The organism is Natribacillus halophilus (genome assembly GCF_900100185.1).
Classification (GTDB): Bacteria; Bacillota; Bacilli; order Bacillales; family Marinococcaceae; genus Natribacillus; species Natribacillus halophilus.
This window is the reverse complement of record NZ_FNEN01000023.1, coordinates 12065-29691: the sequence shown is the minus strand read 5'-3', so window position 1 is coordinate 29691 and position 17627 is coordinate 12065. Positions and strand designations below refer to the sequence as shown.

At 46.2% G+C, this 17627-nt stretch carries 23 protein-coding genes; 18 read left to right on the top strand and 5 right to left on the bottom strand.

All coding sequences use genetic code 11. From position 1 onward, the window contains the following. Positions 1 to 254 precede the first annotated feature (254 nt). The gene (locus BLS58_RS18455) at positions 255 to 428 is read right to left on the bottom strand and encodes a PIN domain-containing protein (RefSeq protein ID WP_425433702.1); all 174 of its coding nucleotides are present in this window, start codon (positions 426 to 428) and stop codon (positions 255 to 257) included. Continuing rightward, positions 412 to 675, bottom strand: a complete 264-nt coding sequence (locus BLS58_RS15825) for an AbrB/MazE/SpoVT family DNA-binding domain-containing protein (protein ID WP_090399922.1) — start codon at positions 673 to 675, stop codon at positions 412 to 414. The genes BLS58_RS18455 and BLS58_RS15825 overlap by 17 nt, the downstream gene beginning before the upstream one ends. A 114-nt stretch (positions 676 to 789) precedes the next feature. Here BLS58_RS15825 and BLS58_RS15820 point away from each other — a divergent pair, with 114 nt between their 5' ends. From BLS58_RS15820 to BLS58_RS15785, 8 genes are all read left to right on the top strand, one after another. Then, positions 790 to 1419 (top strand): HAD family hydrolase, encoded by a 630-nt coding sequence (locus BLS58_RS15820; RefSeq protein ID WP_090399920.1) that lies wholly within the window; start codon positions 790 to 792, stop codon positions 1417 to 1419. A gap of 91 nt (positions 1420 to 1510) precedes the next feature. Further along, positions 1511 to 2416: a manganese catalase family protein gene (locus tag BLS58_RS15815; RefSeq protein ID WP_090399918.1), complete on the top strand. Its 906-nt coding sequence runs from the start codon at positions 1511 to 1513 to the stop codon at positions 2414 to 2416. 158 nt (positions 2417 to 2574) lie between these two features. Then, positions 2575 to 3852, top strand: coding sequence for a CYP152 family fatty-acid peroxygenase CypC (gene cypC / locus BLS58_RS15810; protein ID WP_090399916.1), 1278 nt, complete (start codon positions 2575 to 2577; stop codon positions 3850 to 3852). Positions 3853 to 3922: 70 nt separating this feature from the next. After that, the gene (locus tag BLS58_RS15805) at positions 3923 to 4555 is read left to right on the top strand and encodes an HAD family hydrolase (RefSeq protein WP_090399914.1); all 633 of its coding nucleotides are present in this window, start codon (positions 3923 to 3925) and stop codon (positions 4553 to 4555) included. A 140-nt stretch (positions 4556 to 4695) separates the two neighbouring features. Beyond that, the gene (gene grpE / locus BLS58_RS15800) at positions 4696 to 5247 is read left to right on the top strand and encodes a nucleotide exchange factor GrpE (RefSeq protein ID WP_090399912.1); all 552 of its coding nucleotides are present in this window, start codon (positions 4696 to 4698) and stop codon (positions 5245 to 5247) included. Then, on the top strand, positions 5244 to 5723 hold the full coding sequence (locus tag BLS58_RS15795) for an Hsp70 family protein (RefSeq protein ID WP_090399911.1): 480 nt from the start codon (positions 5244 to 5246) through the stop codon (positions 5721 to 5723). Before grpE ends, BLS58_RS15795 begins: the two co-directional genes overlap by 4 nt. Before the next feature lie 379 nt (positions 5724 to 6102). Next, positions 6103 to 7068, top strand: a complete 966-nt coding sequence (locus BLS58_RS15790) for an LLM class flavin-dependent oxidoreductase (protein WP_090399930.1) — start codon at positions 6103 to 6105, stop codon at positions 7066 to 7068. A 40-nt stretch (positions 7069 to 7108) separates the two neighbouring features. Then, complete coding sequence (locus tag BLS58_RS15785; RefSeq protein ID WP_090399909.1) at positions 7109 to 7531, top strand: PaaI family thioesterase; 423 nt, start codon at positions 7109 to 7111, stop codon at positions 7529 to 7531. 3 nt (positions 7532 to 7534) lie between these two features. Here the strand turns inward: BLS58_RS15785 and BLS58_RS15780 are convergent, their stop codons facing one another. Next, entirely contained in the window at positions 7535 to 8995 is a 1461-nt protein-coding gene (locus BLS58_RS15780) for an amidase family protein (protein WP_245723215.1), read from the bottom strand. Positions 8996 to 9159: 164 nt separating this feature from the next. On the opposite strand from BLS58_RS15780, the gene BLS58_RS15775 reads away from it, so the two are divergent. The 3 genes from BLS58_RS15775 to BLS58_RS15765 all read left to right on the top strand — a co-directional run bounded on the left by BLS58_RS15775 (position 9160) and on the right by BLS58_RS15765 (position 11536). After that, positions 9160 to 10098, top strand: coding sequence for a transporter substrate-binding domain-containing protein (locus BLS58_RS15775; RefSeq protein WP_245723214.1), 939 nt, complete (start codon positions 9160 to 9162; stop codon positions 10096 to 10098). A gap of 65 nt (positions 10099 to 10163) precedes the next feature. After that, entirely contained in the window at positions 10164 to 10817 is a 654-nt protein-coding gene (locus BLS58_RS15770) for an amino acid ABC transporter permease (RefSeq protein ID WP_090399907.1), read from the top strand. Further along, positions 10814 to 11536 (top strand): amino acid ABC transporter ATP-binding protein, encoded by a 723-nt coding sequence (locus tag BLS58_RS15765; RefSeq protein ID WP_090399906.1) that lies wholly within the window; start codon positions 10814 to 10816, stop codon positions 11534 to 11536. The genes BLS58_RS15770 and BLS58_RS15765 overlap by 4 nt, the downstream gene beginning before the upstream one ends. Positions 11537 to 11711: 175 nt before the next feature. Here BLS58_RS15765 and BLS58_RS15760 read toward each other — a convergent pair whose 3' ends face one another. Further along, positions 11712 to 12803, bottom strand: a complete 1092-nt coding sequence (locus BLS58_RS15760) for a DUF3500 domain-containing protein (RefSeq protein WP_218126266.1) — start codon at positions 12801 to 12803, stop codon at positions 11712 to 11714. 127 nt (positions 12804 to 12930) lie between these two features. Between BLS58_RS15760 and BLS58_RS15755 the strand changes: the two genes are divergently transcribed. From BLS58_RS15755 to BLS58_RS15725, 7 genes are all read left to right on the top strand, one after another. Beyond that, positions 12931 to 13290 (top strand): PH domain-containing protein, encoded by a 360-nt coding sequence (locus BLS58_RS15755; protein ID WP_090399901.1) that lies wholly within the window; start codon positions 12931 to 12933, stop codon positions 13288 to 13290. A 266-nt stretch (positions 13291 to 13556) separates the two neighbouring features. Beyond that, positions 13557 to 14519 (top strand): sodium:calcium antiporter, encoded by a 963-nt coding sequence (locus tag BLS58_RS15750; RefSeq protein WP_090399899.1) that lies wholly within the window; start codon positions 13557 to 13559, stop codon positions 14517 to 14519. Positions 14520 to 14813: 294 nt separating this feature from the next. Next, positions 14814 to 15146 (top strand): hypothetical protein, encoded by a 333-nt coding sequence (locus tag BLS58_RS15745; RefSeq protein ID WP_090399898.1) that lies wholly within the window; start codon positions 14814 to 14816, stop codon positions 15144 to 15146. A gap of 120 nt (positions 15147 to 15266) precedes the next feature. Beyond that, the gene (locus BLS58_RS15740; protein ID WP_090399895.1) at positions 15267 to 15497 is read left to right on the top strand and encodes a PD-(D/E)XK nuclease family transposase; all 231 of its coding nucleotides are present in this window, start codon (positions 15267 to 15269) and stop codon (positions 15495 to 15497) included. After that, on the top strand, positions 15469 to 15777 hold the full coding sequence (locus tag BLS58_RS15735; RefSeq protein ID WP_090399893.1) for a hypothetical protein: 309 nt from the start codon (positions 15469 to 15471) through the stop codon (positions 15775 to 15777). Before BLS58_RS15740 ends, BLS58_RS15735 begins: the two co-directional genes overlap by 29 nt. A gap of 139 nt (positions 15778 to 15916) precedes the next feature. Next, positions 15917 to 16657 carry a type I methionyl aminopeptidase gene (map, locus tag BLS58_RS15730; protein ID WP_090399892.1) on the top strand — a complete coding sequence of 247 codons (741 nt, stop codon included), beginning with the start codon at positions 15917 to 15919 and terminating at the stop codon, positions 16655 to 16657. Positions 16658 to 16666: 9 nt separating this feature from the next. Further along, a complete protein-coding gene (locus tag BLS58_RS15725; RefSeq protein WP_090399890.1) occupies positions 16667 to 17170 on the top strand; it encodes an O-acetyl-ADP-ribose deacetylase in 504 nt (167 codons plus the stop codon). 113 nt (positions 17171 to 17283) lie between these two features. Here BLS58_RS15725 and BLS58_RS17305 read toward each other — a convergent pair whose 3' ends face one another. Beyond that, entirely contained in the window at positions 17284 to 17397 is a 114-nt protein-coding gene (locus BLS58_RS17305) for an SDR family NAD(P)-dependent oxidoreductase (RefSeq protein WP_143018940.1), read from the bottom strand. Between the last annotated feature and the right edge of the window lie 230 nt (positions 17398 to 17627).

Genomic DNA, 17627 nt, shown 5'->3' with positions numbered 1-17627 from the left:
ACCCCAAAAGCAGGGCATCTCGCTCCAAGAGGGACCAGAAGCGTGTTGTTATACCCCAAAAGCAGGGCATCTCGCTCCAAGAGGGACCAGAAGCGCGTTGTTATACCCCAAAAGCAGGGTATCTCGCTCCGAGAGGGACCAAGAATCACGTTGTCATCCCTCGAACGACGGGGATTGAACCAATCCGAGAGGGCGATGTGATCTCCCTCGGGCTCGTCTTAGAAAGGCGATTTTTATTTCCCTTAAAAATCGTTTTACTTTGACTTTACCTTGGATACTTCCGTTAGGGTATGACTACATATAATAAGATGATGATTTTCTGAAAGAATCAATAAAAGTTTTCTTGTTATCGATTCTCGTGAATGCATGGCTGATATCAAAACATTGGTATCTACAAATACGCGAAATGAATTATTTCCTTTGCCCATTCCACATTTCCTCACGAACTTCTTCCAAATCATTTAGCAAGTTTTCTTCTGTTACTCCTTTTTCTTCTGCTTCCATATTCATGGAATCAAAAAATTGACGTAGGGCGATTGTACTTGATTTAGTGAGCAAAATTTTACCGTTTTCTTCAATAAAAGCTAACTTATCTCCTTCTTGTAACTTTAGTTGCTCACGGATAGCTTTTGGGATCGTCACTTGTCCTTTAGATGTTACTCTAGATACTTCCATCTCAGCACACCTTCCCTTAAAATTCTTACTTTCCTTACTTAGTGTATCACAAAAAAGGGTTTATTGCATTTATCAAAAAGGAAAACGATAATTTAAGTAAAGAGGGGAGATACAATGAAAGCGATATTATTCGATTTTGATGGCACGCTCGCCAATACATTGCCCGTGGTGAAGCATGCTTTTCAAACGACTTTTCAAACCTTTGATGGAAAAAGCCTCTCGGAGGAAGAGGTCATCTCCATGTTCGGTCCGTCCGAAACAGACATTATTAGGCAAAACCTCGAGCATCAGGCCAAAAATGATGCCATCGAAACGTATTATGAGGCATATGAAAAGAACCATGCCAGGTTGGTACATAAAAATAAAGACATTCATGCGTTACTTCGTTCATTGAAAAACGATCCGGGGTTAAAAGTGGGGATCGTCACGGGAAAGGCGAGGCGAAGTCTGGATTTGTCGTTGGAAGCGCTGGGGATGGACCATTTTTTTGATGTCATCATTACCGGCGATGATGTCGAGCGCCCGAAACCGGATCCGGAAGGGATACAGCAAGCGCTCTCTGTCGTAAAGGTAAGTTCGGATCAGGCGATGTTTCTTGGTGACAGTGATGCCGATATTGAAGCAGGTCTCGCTGCTAATGTGTACACCATTGGGGTGCAGTGGCTTCCGGAATATCAAACAGCGGATTTTAAGCAGCAGCCTCATCGTATCTTAAAGCGAATGGAAGAGTTCAACATATTATAATAAATTTAAAGACATGTTTATTTTTCCAATGAGGTCGGGTATAGACTTAGTGTGATCACGTTTCACATAATAATCTACAGGAGGTATTATTTTGTTTAAGCGAGTGGACAAGCTGCAAATTGACCTTCCTAGACCAGATGAACCGGACCCGGACGCGGCAAGTGCTGTACAGGAGTTATTGGGCGGCCGTTTTGGTGAAATGTCGACACTAAACAATTACATGTTCCAGTCTTTCAACTTTAGAGCCAAGAAAAAGTTACGCCCCTTCTATGAGTTGATTTCCAATATAACAGCTGAGGAAATCGGGCACGTGGAATTGGTGGCGAATACGATCAACGTCATGATGGACGGACACGTCGGAAATGAAAGTAACAATCCGGACGAAACACCCCTTGAACCGGCAGTGAACCAACCCAATAAGTTTCATTTTGTACTTGGAGGGCAAAACGCATTACCGGTTGATTCCGGCGGAAGACCTTGGACGGGCGACAATGTGTTCTCCAGTGGAAATCTCGTTAACGATTTACTACACAACTTCTACCTGGAAATCGGCGCTCGTAATCACAAGATGCGCGTCTATCAAATGACAGACAATCCAGCTGCTCGTGAATTAGCAGGGTATTTACTCGTTCGCGGTGGTGTACATGCAGTCTCCTACGCGAAAGCATTGGAAGAAATCACGGGCGCCAATATGCTGAAGATGCTTCCGGTTCCTGACTTGGACAATTCCAAGTTTGACCACGCCAGAAAATATGAAGAAAAAGGCTTGCACCGTAAGTTATACCGTTTCAGTGATGATGATTATCAATTGCTCGATCGTATCTGGAATGGCCCGACACCGGTGGGCCCGCCAGGCGAACTTGAAGTCGTCGATGGACTTCCGGAAGGCGGCGAAATCCCTGATCTCGAGCATATTCCGGAAGAATTCGCGCCAGGCTTTGATGAAGATCAATTCCGGGAGTTATCGAAACGCCTTCAGTATGAAGCTGGGATGTAATAAGGCAGAGGGGAGCCCAAAGTGGTCTCCCCTCTATTAGTGTGCCCGTCGCCGATTGCAAAGGGGCTTTGCGCATAATCAGCAGTCTGGGAGTGTCAAATTAAATAACGCATGATTTTCTTTTCTGGCGAAAAAATAATTCTGGAGGAGGCTAAACAATGTCGAGAGCGACGAAGCAGATTCCGAAAGAAAAAGGGTTAGACCAGACGTTAACATTATTGAATGAAGGGTACCGATATATTCCAAATCGGAGACAAAATCAACAATCTGATATCGTCCAGACGCGCCTTCTTGGCAAAAAAGCGATTCTTATCAGCGGCGAGGAAGCCGCGCGTCTTTTTTATGATGAGAATTATTTTAAACGAGAAGGGGTAGCCCCCCGGCGGATTAAAAAAACGTTATTCGGAGAAAACGGTGTACAAACCCTGGATGACGAGGAACACAAGCACCGTAAGCTTATGTTTTTATCCTTAATGACCCCGGAGCGGTTGGAAGACATCAAGAAGATAACGATGCGGCAATGGATAAGTAAGGTTCCCGAATGGAAACGAAACAAACAGGTGAAATTATTCGATGAAGCGGAAGAAGTGATGTGCCGAAGTGCTTGCGAATGGGCGGGCATTCCTCTCCGTGAAGAGGAGGTCAGTCAACGCGCCCGGGAATTCGGCGATATGATCGATGCCATTGGAGGCGTGGGCGAAAGAAATCAACGCGGAAAACGAGCCCGGCAAAGTTCGGAGAAATGGATTGAGGATATCGTTAAAAAGATTCGTGCCAAGAAGCTAAAACCGGCAGAAAATACAGCGGCTTATATTATTTCTTTTCATCGTGATATGAAAGGAAAACGTTTAGACACGCACACGGCGGCCGTCGAAATCATCAACGTGTTGAGGCCGATCGTTGCGATCGGGAGATACGTTGTTTTTAGTGCACGAGCTTTGCATGATTATCCGGAAACGCTGCCCCAATTGCGTTCGGGAGATGATACGTATACAACGATGTTCGTGCAGGAAGTGCGTCGGTTTTATCCTTTTACACCGTTGCTAGGTGCTATTGCCCGTAAAGATTTTTCGTGGAAAGGGTACTCGTTCAATAAAGGAACGTTGGTCATGCTGGATGTCCACGGCATTAATCATCGCGCGGACTTGTGGAGCGATCCCGACGAGTTCAAACCGGAACGGTTTAGGGAATGGAAAGGTAGCCCGTTTGCCTTCGTTCCCCAGGGCGGGGGCGATCATTATATGGGCCACCGCTGCGCCGGCGAATGGATCACGGTCATGCTCATGCAGACGAGCCTGGAATTTTTGACGAACCACATTACGTATACCGTGCCTGATCAGGATGTAAGTTATAGCATGGTTCGAATGCCGACGATTCCGGAAAGCCGGTTTGTGATTGAAGATGTGAGGGATAGGGCGGGGACCCAGGAAGCATGATCAATTAGCGTCAACTGTTTCTTTTTCCCCCAATGATCTGTAGACTTATGAGCGAAGGGGGAATCCGCATATGGAGAAGGTCTTTATATTCGACATGGATGGGGTCATCATCGATAGCGAACCCATTCATCAAAGAGTGGAGCGGGAAGCAGCCGCGCAGTATGGCGTACGTCTGGATGACGAGCGCATGCAATTCTATACGGGAACGCGTTCTGAAGATTTGTGGAAGACAATTATAGAAGAGGAAAATTTGGATGTTAATCTGGGTACTCTCTTGTCTGAGGTTGAAGGCAAAAAAGCCATTGAAATAGAGAATAGCCATCTTCAACCGATCGAAGGAATCGCTTCGTTATTAGAGCATCTAAAGAACAGCCAATATAAAATCGCGCTGGCATCCTCATCATCGCGAGCGCTCATCCAAACGGTATTGACAAAATATTCCATCCAACATTATTATGATTTCATTGTAAGCGGGGAAGAAGTTGAAGAAGGGAAACCCGCCCCTGATATTTACCTAGAAGTGTCCAGGCAGTTAAACGTTGATCCTTCTGATTGTGTCGTGCTCGAAGATTCAGCGAATGGAGTATCGTCCGCGAATGCGGCAGGGATGAGAACGATTGGATTTCAGAGTGATGATGAGCAGCAGCTCACTCATGCTCATCATATCGTCGCGCGTATCGACGAGGTGTTTTCATTATTGTAAATTCATTGGGGGCTCCTGAATCCAGGAGCCCCCATTTGCTTCCACGCCTGCGAGCAACTCTGAAAACATATTACATCTCACGATTTAAGGACAACTATGGTAAAATATAATCTACAACGTAGACGAGGGGAATTTCGTTTATGAAATGGAAGTTTTGGGAAAAAGAAAATAAACTGGACGCAGATGTCAGTGAATTAAAACAGCAAACGGACCAATTGCAAGAGCATTTGACCGGGATTGGAGAACAATTACAAAAACAGACGCGACTTCAATACAAAACGAGCAAAAACACAGAAGAAAAACTGAATGCGCTCACAGAAATGATGGAAAAGCAAGAGCAAGCCTCCGCGTCTGCCCACAACATGGGAATCATCCAGCAACTCATCCGGCAAATCGACGACATGGATATGGTCAACGCGCAATTAATAGATGATCCGAGTTGGGAAGCACTCCTTAAGAAATGGTCGGAAGCGTTGTTACAAATGATCTCGGAGCTTGGTGTGAAAGAATGTATTCAAAACGGAGAAATGTTCGATCCGAAACGTGCCGAAGCTATTGAAACGATTTCACCATCTGAACATGCAGCGATACCCTATGAAATTGTGAAAATACACCAAAGAGGTTTTTCCGATGCAAACGGGGACATCATTCGAAAAGCACAAGTCACAACCATAAAGGAGAATCTACAATGACGAAGCAAGGAAACGAACAATCTTTTCGCCCCATCATCGGCATTGATTTAGGGACAACGAATTCTGCAGCTGCCTACATACACCAAGGAAAATCGAAAATGATGGCGATGACGAATGACAAACAAATGATCCCATCTGTTGTTCTCAAAGAAACCAGCGGGAAAGTCGTTGTCGGTGATGAAGCCCGTAGTGCCTTGGTCGCGATGCCTAAGCGTACGATAGCTGCCATCAAACGGAGCATGGGAGAGGACGTGAACGTATCCCTGGGAGACGAAACGTACACACCTGAAGAAATTTCAGCTTTTATTTTAAAAGAAATCAAACATGCGGCGGACGAGCTTCTCGGCGAAGGAGAAAAAGAAGCGGTCATTACCGTGCCGGCTTATTTCACCGATCAACAGCGGCAAGTTAGCCCGCCTCGAAAAACAGCTCAAGCGTCTTGTTCGCGAGGACAAAGTCGATCCGCTTATTATTGATTACGCAAAGCAGTTATTCCTGGAAACCGAAGACCCTATTGGGCTGGGATCCACGAACATAGCTGAGGAAATTCTGTCATGGGACGATGAGGAAGAACAGTTTGTATTTGCAGCGGAAATTTTATACGTAAAAAAGAAATACCCGGCGTTATATGCTTATTTTAAATCCGAGTGGGACGATTTGTTTGCGGGTATAACAAAGTATTTTAACCGTGAGATGAAGAGGGCAGTCAAAAAAATAAAGCTATGAGAATGGGTGAACGGGGGGAATATTATGGATACCGAGGAGGTATGGAAGGGCGTGTTGTCGGAACTGGAAAAATGAAAAAACGATCAATCATCTACATGCGGAAGTGGAGGCATTAAAAAAGGAATGACGATGCACCTGGGAATATTGGAACAAATGCCTGCCCCCAAAGGGATGACAACTGAAGACACCGTTGAAAACACACTTTCTCTTGCCCAATACGCCGAGGAGCTTGGGTACGAGCGTTTTTGGTTTGCCGAACATCACGCCACGAAAGGGATGACTTCGAGCTCCCCGGAGATTATGATGGCGGCAACGGCTACTCGCACGCATGCGATCCATGTCGGCAGCGGCGGCATCTTACTCCCACAATATAGCCCCTATAAAGTCGCGTCGCAGCTTCTGCAGTTACAAGCCCTTTTTCCGGGTCGGATCGAAGCCGGCGTCGGGCGCTCTCCAGGGGGTGGCGAAAGGGTTCGTTCGGCCCTTGCAGATGGAAAAGAAAATCAGCTGGGCGAGTACCCTGACAAACTGGAAGCGCTCGTCGAATATGTTCAGGGGCAGTCATCGCAGGGGTTACGGGCTACACCGCGGACTGAAACCGCACCAGCGATTTATTCTTTAGGACTTGGGGAGAATAGTGCTGAACTTGCAGCCCAACTTGGCGTCGGTTATGTCTATGGGCACTTTATTAATCCCACTCGCGGACAAGCCGCCCATGAGATTTATCGACAAAATGCCGAGCATAATACCCCTCATGCCATGTCAGCCATCTTTGTCATTTGCGGAGAATCGGATGATCACGCCGAAGAGCTGGCCACAAGCCAGGACTTGTGGTTGTTGCGGACGGAAAAAGGACTAGACAGCCGTGTCCCGAGTGTGGAAGAAGCCAAGGTCACTAGGAAGACGAAACGAGATCAACAAAAAATCCGGGAAAATCGTGCGCGCATGATTATCGGCGGACCCCGTAAAGTCAGGGAAGAATTGGAATCTCTCTCAGAGAGCTATCAAAACGACGAATGGCTCATTTTAACGAACATCGCCGACGTTGAGGAAAAACGCAGGTCATTCAGTCGTATCGCTTCTCTTTTTAAGTGAAAATATTAAACGAATGATAATAAGATGGAGATGATGACAGATGCAAAACCCATACCCGCTCGACCCTGAACAACTACAAGCCAACAGTCAGGGGTCGCTTATTGATTTGCTCGACATCACATTCATGGAAGTCGAGCTGGACCGTGTTGTTTTGCACATGCCTGTCCTGCCGAAAACGCATCAACCCGCCGGCATTCTCCACGGCGGGGCGTCAGTCGTGCTCGCGGAAACGGCAGCATCGATCGCTACCGGCCTCAATATTGACCAGCAGACAAAGATCCCGGTGGGTCTTGAGATTAACGCGAACCATGTCCGCAGCAAACGGGACGGCTCGGTCACAGCCACGGCCACACCTTTGCATAAAGGCAGAACAACGATGATCTGGGAGATTAAGATTGTCGACGAAAATGATAAGTTAGTCTGTGTGTCTCGGTGCACGATGGCTGTGTTGGATCAACAATAAATTTTATGGCACAAGATTTGGTTTTTGCCGCAGCATCGTCGCCTGTTCATATGCGTACGCAATCTGAAATAATGTCTCTTCGGAAAAAGCTTTGCCGGTAAACGTGACGCCAAACGGCCTGCCGTCTTCGTGGAAGCCGGCAGGAACACTAATGGAAGGCAACCCTGCTCGTGCGGCCACGTCATAGCTGCTGGAGCTTGGAAAAAGAATCGCATCGAGCTCTTGATCAGCCAGGACATTCTCCAGGCTTTGCGGGTCGTCAAGACCTTGGTTACGTAACTTGGAAATGAGATAATTCGCGTTGGAAAGGCTATTTTCCACGGAAGTTCTTACTCTGAGCCGGTCATACCCGTATTTATGAAGATGAGCATCATCCTCATAGGACTGTAAAAATTCGTCAAAGGAGCGAAACCCTGTGAACGGGTCCGCTCTTGCAAAAAAATTATTGAGAGAATGCCGACATTCGTAGCTTACGACGGCATCACCGTCATCACGATTTACAGCCGGAATGGAAACCGAATCGACCAATGACGCGCCGAGGTCTTTCAATTTGATAATCGTTTCTTCGTAAAGTGAAAAGTCAATTTGATCGGTAAGCTTCGGTTGCGGATCGCGAAAGATACCGATTCTTTTTCCCTGCACACCATCTTTCTTAAGCGCATCCGTATAATTCGGGGTATGGAATGGGCGTGATTTTGTCGCTTCATCTTGCTCATCTCTTCCCGCGATCACTTGCATGATATGGGCGGCATCCGCAACCGTTTGCGTCATCGGCCCTGCCGTATCTTGCGAATACGATAAAGGAATAATGCCGCTCCGGCTTACAAGCCCGATCGTCGGTTTCACGGTGACGAGGGAATTACGGGTTGCGGGATTTAGCAGGGATCCCGAAGTCTCGGTTCCAATGCTGCAAGGGGCGAAATTACTCGCCACCGCAGCCGCACTCCCGGAACTCGACCCTCCCACATCAAATTGCGTTCCATATGGACAGAGGACATAGCCGCCTCTGGAACTATAATTTTCAGGCATTTGCGTACCTACCCTATGAGCGAGTTCCGTCATGTTCGTTTTCCCGAGAATAATCGCCCCGGCGGAACGCAGTTGTTTGACGAGAAATGCATCATGGTTGGAACGCCAATTTTCAAGCACAATGGATCCGGCGCTCGTCGCCATCCTATCGGCTGTTTCAATGCTTTCTTTTAAAAGGATCGGAATGCCATGGAGCGCGCCTGTTCTTCCATGTTGTTCTCGCTCTGTATCCAACGTTTCTGCGATCTTTATGGCATCAGGGTTAATATCCGCGACTGCATTGATATATGGTCCATCCTGATCCCAGAGTGCGATGCGATTTAAGTAGTATAGCACGAGATTCTTCGCTGTGAGTGTTCCCTCATCGTATGCTTGCTGAATCTCGGTGATGGACGTTTCTTCGTGCCAGTCATCTGCCATTAATGTCGAGTTCATGAGTTAGCCTAACCTCCAGGGGATAAGAATACGCACTGTATTATATCTTTTTTTCGAGTTTATCATTCATTTTTGCAACTTCAAGATGAATTGAATAAATAGGGCGATTATGGTATACTTCAAAAAATGATTTTAAATATACACAATTTTTGGGGGAGTAGAATGTGAAAAAAAATTTCTGGTTATCGGGCATGGTAGGTGTGTCCCTCGTTTTCGCGGCTGCCTGCGGAGGAGCCGATGAAAATGGGGATGAGCCTGAAGAAGATGTGAATGGAGACGACAATGGAGATGTTGAGGCAGACGATGGCGAAGACGAAGATGCAGACGAAGATGAAGATGAAGATGAAGACGATGAGGCGGATGAAGATGTAGACGACGATAACGGTAATGGAACGTCCGACGTGGAAGGGGAAACATACACCGTCGCGACCGACAATAGTTTCGTCCCGTTTGCTTATGTTGATTTGGAGACGGATGAACTGACCGGATTTGATATTGAGCTTATGGACGCGATTTCCGAAGAAGCCGGTTTTGACGTGGAATATGAAACCGTTGACTTCAACGCGGCGTTGTCCGGGGTTCAAGCAGGGACTTATGATGCATCGATTAACGCGATGTCAATTACGGAAGAGCGCCAAGATTCGGTGGATTTCTCTGATCCATACTACCCGGATTCCGGTATTATTTTAGCGGTCGCGGATGAGGACAGCGACATCCAGTCGCTTGAAGATGCAGAAGCAGACAGCGCGACGGTAGGTACGGGACAAGGGTCAACCAGCCAGGATTATTTGGAAGAAAATACGGATAATGTCGATATTGAACCTTATCCGGATGTGACCGAAGCCTACCAGGCCGTGATTGCCGGTCATGTGGATGCCGTATTATATGACGAGCCCAATATTCTCTATTTCGTTGAGGAGCAGGCCCAGGGAGAAATGTTCACCGTAGGAGAAAGCCTCACCGCGGAAGATTATGCTGTTGGCATGCCACCCGAACATGAACTCGTCGAACCGATCAATGAAGCGTTGGAAGCGCTAAGAGAAGATGGCACGTACGATGACATTTTCGAAGAATGGTTCGGTGAGCGTCCCGAGGGCACATAAAAATAAAGCTGCTCATGCGGAACCAAACCATGAGCAGCTTTTGTTTTCATTACAGGGAGGGACATATGAACTTATCACCTGAATCCATGATTGATGTAATCCCGTATCTCACAACCGGGTTGTGGTATACATTTATTATCACGATCGTTGGTGTGGCTGTTGGTTGTGTGATCGGAACGATCTTTGGCTTTATGAGGTTGGCCCAAAATCGCTTGATCAGCACGATTGCAGGCATCTATGTCGAGGTGGTCAGGGGCACACCGTTGCTCGCGCAAATCTTCTTTCTTCATTTTGGTATCCCCAATCTGATTGGATTTAGCATGGATGCCCTTATTAGCGGCTATATTATACTCGCGATTAATTCAGGCGCGTACATAGCGGAAATCGTTCGCGGAGGGGTTCAATCCGTTGACAAGGGGCAACTGGAAGCGGGAAAGTCGCTCGGTTTAAATGGCCTGCAGACGATGCGCTATATCATTTGGCCACAGGCTGTGAAAATTATGATTCCACCGTTTGGAAATCAATTCATCATCAGTCTCAAGGATACGTCACTATTGGCTACCATCGCAGTAGGTGAGTTGATCTATCAAGCGCAACAATTTACGGCCTTAACGTTTGATGCTTTTGAAGCTTATTTTATGGTGTGTCTATTTTATCTGATCATTACGATTCCGGCATCATTATTGCTGCGCTTTACGGAACGGAGGCTTGGCACATGATTAAGGTTTCGAATTTACATAAATCATTCGGGGATAATGAAGTGTTGACCGATATTACAGCTGAAGTGGATGCCCAGGAAGTGGTGTGTGTCATTGGTCCATCGGGTTCAGGAAAAAGTACATTTTTACGGTGCCTGAACCGTCTTGAAGACATCACTCAAGGCGAAGTATTGATCGATGAGGTGAACATTGCCGATCCGAACACGGATATTAATGTTGTCCGTCAGGATGTGGGCATGGTTTTTCAGCACTTCAATCTTTTTCCTCATAAATCGGTTCTCGACAACGTCATGCTCGCGCCCACGAAGTTAAAACGGGACAGCAAAGAAGAGATACAGTCTCGTTGTTTGAATCTCCTGGAGAAGGTCGGGCTATCCGATAAAGCAGAAGCTTACCCTTCAAGCCTATCCGGAGGGCAAAAGCAGCGGGTGGCGATCGCGCGAGCCCTGGCAATGAATCCGAAAGTCATGCTTTTTGATGAGCCGACTTCCGCGCTTGACCCGGAACTTGTGGGTGATGTCCTTGCCGTTATGAAAGACCTTGCCAATGAAGGGATGACGATGGTTGTCGTCACCCACGAAATGGGCTTTGCAAAAGAAGTGGGGGATCGTGTTTTCTTCATGGACGAAGGGAGAATGGTAGAAGAAGGCACGCCCACGCAAGTGTTCGATGAAACAAGGCATGAACGGACGCGAGAGTTTTTGAGTAAGATTTTATAACAGATAAAGATGCCTCGGCGTGAGGCATCTTTATCTGTTCCAATATAAATGTTGTCGCTTATGCTTGACAGTTCTTGTACCACAAACGGCACCCTTCATCTGTTTTGGGGTAAACGGATTACTTTTCCCGTTTTGGGGTACGGTATAGTGTCCCTTAACACTATTGGGTCTGGGCTCATTGTGTAAACATCTCGCCGTAATCAGCAATTTTATCGCGCCATACCGTGTGGAAATGCGGATTTTCCGGATGACCTTCACCTTCTTGTGAGGAAAGTTCAATCCATACCCTCGGGCCGTCGATTCTCACGTAAGATGCATCATCATCTGGATCCGTGGAGCCTGCCCAGGCAACATGCGTATTCTGCAGGGCTTCTTCGGAAAAGTAAGCATTTTGTAACTCGCGTTTCGTTTTATCCGGAGCATCTTTAATCCAGGCAGTGATTGCGTTTTGCACGAGTTTTTGTTGCTTTGTGTTTAAGTCTCCATAGACAATCCCTTCCGTTTGCGGGAAGTTGCCGTCTTCACCTGGACCAACGGCAACGCCGTCAAAGGCTTCTGCAATCTCCGCATTCTTAAGTTGCTCATCATCCAGTGAATCGAGCATGGCATAAACCCCATTTACCCGTTCATCTAGAGGTCGATATGTCTGCTCGTCCCACAGTGTAAATTCTGTCGGTTCGACACCGGTAAATTGCGGGGTTGCGCTTGCTTCTTCCCCGTTAAAAACGAGATTTTCCGCGAGATGATGGCCGCTGAACTGGATCATCCACGGATGTATTTCCGATGGCGTGCCGAGAATGGCGATGAAGTATAATTCTGGTCCCCATTGATCCTCTCCATACTCCGTGTGCTGAAACGCATCGGCTTTAATGATTTCGGTTAATGTTGTATAGCCTTCCTCGCTTAATGAAGTTTTCATCAGTCTTAAAGCCGCTTTAATGCTCTCCTCGGACAAATCACCGAGCGCCATGCCGTTACGATTTTCATAGGTGGCGGGGAGGTTTGTCCATGTCGTCGCGTTTTCTTCATTTAAGTCATCGTGCACCTTCTCCTGTTGTTCATCGGTGAGTGTTTCTAAAAATGTTTCAGCAAGTGCTACCTGCTCCTCTTCGTTGACCCTTTCATGGAGGGATTCATCGATGAGTTGTAATAGGTTAGCGGTTTCTTCTGATTGTGCTTTCGTGATTGTTTCGGCTTCTGCATCTATGGGCACCGAACTGAGCAAAAACATCCCGGCGAGCAATAACAGTTTACCTGTTTTGAACATATTTTTCATGGCCTCCATTTATTTCCGTCATCTTTTCCAGCATGCCCAAAATTGAATTTGTTAAAATAGGATGAGGAAAACGGAGGAATGAATAGATGCGGAAGAACCTTAAAAGGATGTGTTATTAATGGCATTTTGGCGAAAAGCGGATAACCGAAAAAAACACCAGGAGCAGGCGCGTCAATATATAGTCGAGGATGAGCAATTATTGCATACGTATGGCTTGATGATCGATTTTGTTGCTCTTACTGATCAGAGAATCATTTTTGTAGAGAAATCGTGGGTTTCCAAACGATCGGAGGTCGTTAGCATCCCATATAGCAAAATCGAGGAAATCGCTTTACTGAAAGATCGGAGAATGGCGATCTCCAACCCGGTTCGTATCAGTACCCGTTCAAATAACCATCAGCTGAATTTAATTAAGGGGAATGATGCGGTCGGGTTTTACAAGCAACTTTCCCGGCAAATCATGAATGCAAGTGAGTGAGGGAGATTGTTGTTCAATACGGCACAGAAATCCATGGCATGCGCGCGTTGACAACCATATGCCCTTGACTTATAATAACGATAGATATCAAAGGGGAGTAGCAACACATTTAAAGCCGTCATGACGGGAAATAATGCCCCGGCTTTGAAGACAACGCTGACGTTGTTTGCGAGACCTTTGCCTATGTGCAGGCAGAGGTCTCTTTTTATTATGCCTTTGCCGGATATCGACCATTTTTTTATACGGTTCGGTAAAGGAGAATTCTATTGATCTACCTCATTTTCATCGTCGCAATCATCGTTACGGTCATTGCTGCCATAAAAATATCTGCGTATTCGGATGCCATCAGCCGTTTGTCCGGGATGGGCTCTTTGTTGATCGGTACTTTCCTGTTGGCGGGCGCGACTTCGCTCCCGGAAGTTACGACAAGTGTTTCGGCCATCTATTTGGATAATCCTGATCTCGCCGTGGGGAACGTAATCGGGAGCAATCTTTTTAATCTATTAATTTTGGCTGTTTTTGACGTTATTTACAGGCAGCGGAAAATATTAACCTATATCGACGAACAACAACGTTATACCGCTCTGTTTGGCTTTTTAATGATGGTCATCGTGCCGCTCGCGCTCTTTTTTACGGTAGAAATCCCTTTGCTCCACGTAGGTGTGGACACGGTGTTGATCATTGCTCTCTACCTGCTGAATTTGCGGGTGATGAGTCGCAAACGGCCGAAAACTGAAGAGGCAACTGAGGAAATCGTTAAAGAGAAGTACACATTAAAAGAAGCGGTGACTGGTTTTTTCGCCGCTGCCCTCACGATCTTGATCACAGGGACGCTTCTTACGTATACCGGTGATCAAATCGCTATCATCACCGGGCTTGGTTCAAGCTTTGTCGGCAGTTTCCTGATTGCAACATCCACGTCTTTACCGGAAGCCATGTCGGTCTTTATCGCGTTTAAGCTGAACAACTCAAATCTTGCTGCCGCCTCGATTATCGGCAGTAACCTTTTTAACTTGCTCATTTTATGCCTGTGCGATTTTTTATACGAAGGGTCGATTTTACAATCGGCATCCACCAGTCACACGGTGACGTCTATGCTTTTGGCCGTGAACAGCGCGATCTTATGTTACGCCATTTTTTCGCGCAACGGCAGACGTGTTTACTTAGGGCCTTCCCTTGCGATCATTCTTTTCTACATCGTATCGGCGGTATGGATGTATGTGTTTTAAAACGGATGAGGCGGATCATAGCGGGGAGTGTTTAAAAAAGATGCAAGGCACTGCACTTTTTAACTCCCCGGGTTCAAGGTAGACATATCAGTCTAAAGACCCAAACTGCTGAGGAACTTTGTTAACGTTTGCAATTTGACAATTATTTAAAGTCATGCAATAATATATTATGATCTCTCCCTCTTAAGCCTGCCTCGGCTTTTCCATCCCTGAGCTGCCATACCTTTTCCCTTCAGACAATCTTTCATGGACACTATTTGTTTTGAAAATTAAAATTTATAGGAGGAATGATTAATGAGTCACGACATTTGCGGATTCAATAAAGCAGGTGAAGAGATTTGTCATATTCGTTTTACCATGGGGAGTCCGAATGCGTTAATCGTTTATGAATTATTTAATGCATCTGATTATTATGCAGGTGTAAGTGGGAATGGCCATAGCAAGGAAGTGTCATTGTCGGAAGCTGAGAAAGCAGTGACGGACCTCAAGCAATTACATCGAGATAATGAGCCTCATGACACGAATAACGAATATTTAGTATATCTACGAAGAGAACTCGATAACTTTTTCACGAGTTGCTTGGACACAGCTCAAAAAGAGGGAAGTGTACGAGTGTCTTTTGCTTAAAATTAAACTGCTGAAACCCTCGCCATGGCATCTGCCAAATCCTCGAAAACGATTTTCCTTTCTCACTTAAATGACCGAACATCCCAATATATCTATGCTATAATATAAGGTGGCGTATAGATGCAATCCAAGATCCTGAAACGACTCCCGCTTGAGCAACTGATGGATTTGAAAATTGACTATGCATTCAAACAACTTTTTGGCAATGAAAAGAACAAAGATATAACGGTCGTTTTTCTGAATGCCATTTTGCAAAAAACAGGCAAAAATCCTATTACAAATATTAATTTCGAGAACACGGAAGCGGGCGGAGAATACGTCGATGATAAAGAAAACTTGGCCATTATATAATGCCTTCAATCATTGGGAAGAACTCAGCTCAACAAAGGAACAACGCGTGGCCTATGAGAAACGCACAAAACAGATTATGGATGAAGAGGCGGCTAAACGGGAATTCGAACTTCGGGAACAGGACGCAAGAGAGGAAGGTTTAGAAGAAGGCATCAAAACAGCAAACGAAGCAACAGCCCGTAGGCTTTTAGCCATGGGAATGGACGTTGAAGCGGTAGCTGAAGGTACAGGGCTTGATAAGGAAAAAGTGCTTGAAATCAAACGAGAGACACAGCAATAAAGCTTTCGATAAAACCAAAACCCTGTTTTTTCAGAGTTTTGGTTTTTTGGGTCATTGCAAGTGTTGTTGCATGCCGTTAAGATAGCTACAATAAATATAGAAGAAATCAGGGATTTTGATGTAAAAAGGGGTCTTCATAATGATTGCAACAACCGATAAAGATATTCAGGGTCTCAAAGAAGCGGGCCGTGTGATGGCGGACATTCGTGATGAAATGATTAAAGAGACGAAGCCCGGAGTGAAAACAATAGAACTTGACGAGATGGCGGGGAAGATGTTTGCAGACAGCGGCGCGGTTTCGGCACCGATTAGCACGTATGGCTTCCCGGGCAACACATGTATCTGTTTGAATGAAGAAGTGGCTCACGGTATTCCGGGTGAGCGCTTCATTCAGGAAGGCGATCTTGTTAACATCGATGTTTCCGGAGCTTATAACGACTACTGGGTGGATACCGGCATGTCCTTCGTCGTGGGCGAAGCAACGTCGTCACAAAGCCGATTGCTCGACGTGACAAGGAACGTTTTTGCTGCCGGGCTCTCGAAGTTTCGAGCAGGAGCTAAGCTGAACAATGTAGGGCGAGCTGTTCATAAAACAGCGAGGGAAGAAGGATTTAAAGTCATCAAAAATCTGACCGGACACGGCGTCGGCCATTCTTTGCGTGATGCTCCGGATCATATTTTTAATTATTTTAACCCTTGGGACCGAACGTTGTTGGAAAATGGCATGGTCATTGCCTTTGAGCCGTTTGTCTCGACCAAAGCGGAGCACATCTATGAAAAAGATGATGGCTGGACGTTGACGACACGGGAAAAAAGTTTAGTGGCGCAAATAGAACACACGATTATCGTCACAAAAGATGAACCGATCATAGTAACTTGAGGTGAAAAAATGAAAATTGAAGTACTCCAGGAAGACATTACAACACTTGCCGTTGACGCAATCGTGAACGCGGCAAACAAAACACTGCGCGGCGGGGGTGGCGTGGATGGCGCCATCCATCGCGCCGGCGGCAAGGACATTCTGGAAGAATGCAAACAAATCGGCGGTTGTGAGACCGGAGAAGCTGTGATCACAACCGCCGGAAAGATGCCCGCCCGTCACATCATTCACACCGTTGGCCCGATATGGAACGGTGGTGGGCAGGATGAAGAGAGGCTGCTTAAAAATTGTTACGCCAATTCTCTACGGCTCGCTGTTGATCATGACCTGCAAACGATCGCGTTTCCGAATATCGGCACCGGAGTCTACGGTTTTCCGAAAGACCGGGCAGCGCGAATCGCCGTTGAAACGGTAGAGCCATTTATAAACGAAGAACCTTCCATTGAAAAAGTCCTGTTTATTTGCTTCGATCAGGAAAATTATGATTTGTATGCGGAGCTGTTGCACGGGTAGTCCGTTTCAACAGCAGTTCGCTGATAAATTTGCAATTTCGCTGATAAAAGGAGATCGCCGATAAATTTAGGATTTCGCCGATAAAAATGAGAAGTCGCTTACCTTTTTGTAGTTCATTCAACTAATACGACTGTTGCACCTTCATTTAAAAAATTCTCAGCTGTTTTTACACCAATTCCGCCGACTGCTCCGGTTATAACAGCTACTTGTTCATCTAATTTACCCATTTTAAAACCTGCTCATTGGGCCAAGGTAAAGTCAAAGTAAAACGATTTTTAAGGGAAATAAAAATCGCCTTTCTAAGACGAGCCCGAGGGAGATCACATCGCCCTCTCGGATTGGTTCGATCCCCGTGTTCGAGGGATGATAACGTGGTTCTTGGTCTCTCTCGGAGCGGGATACCCTGCTTTTGGGGTATAACAACACGCTTCTGGTCCCTCTCGGAGTGAGATACCCT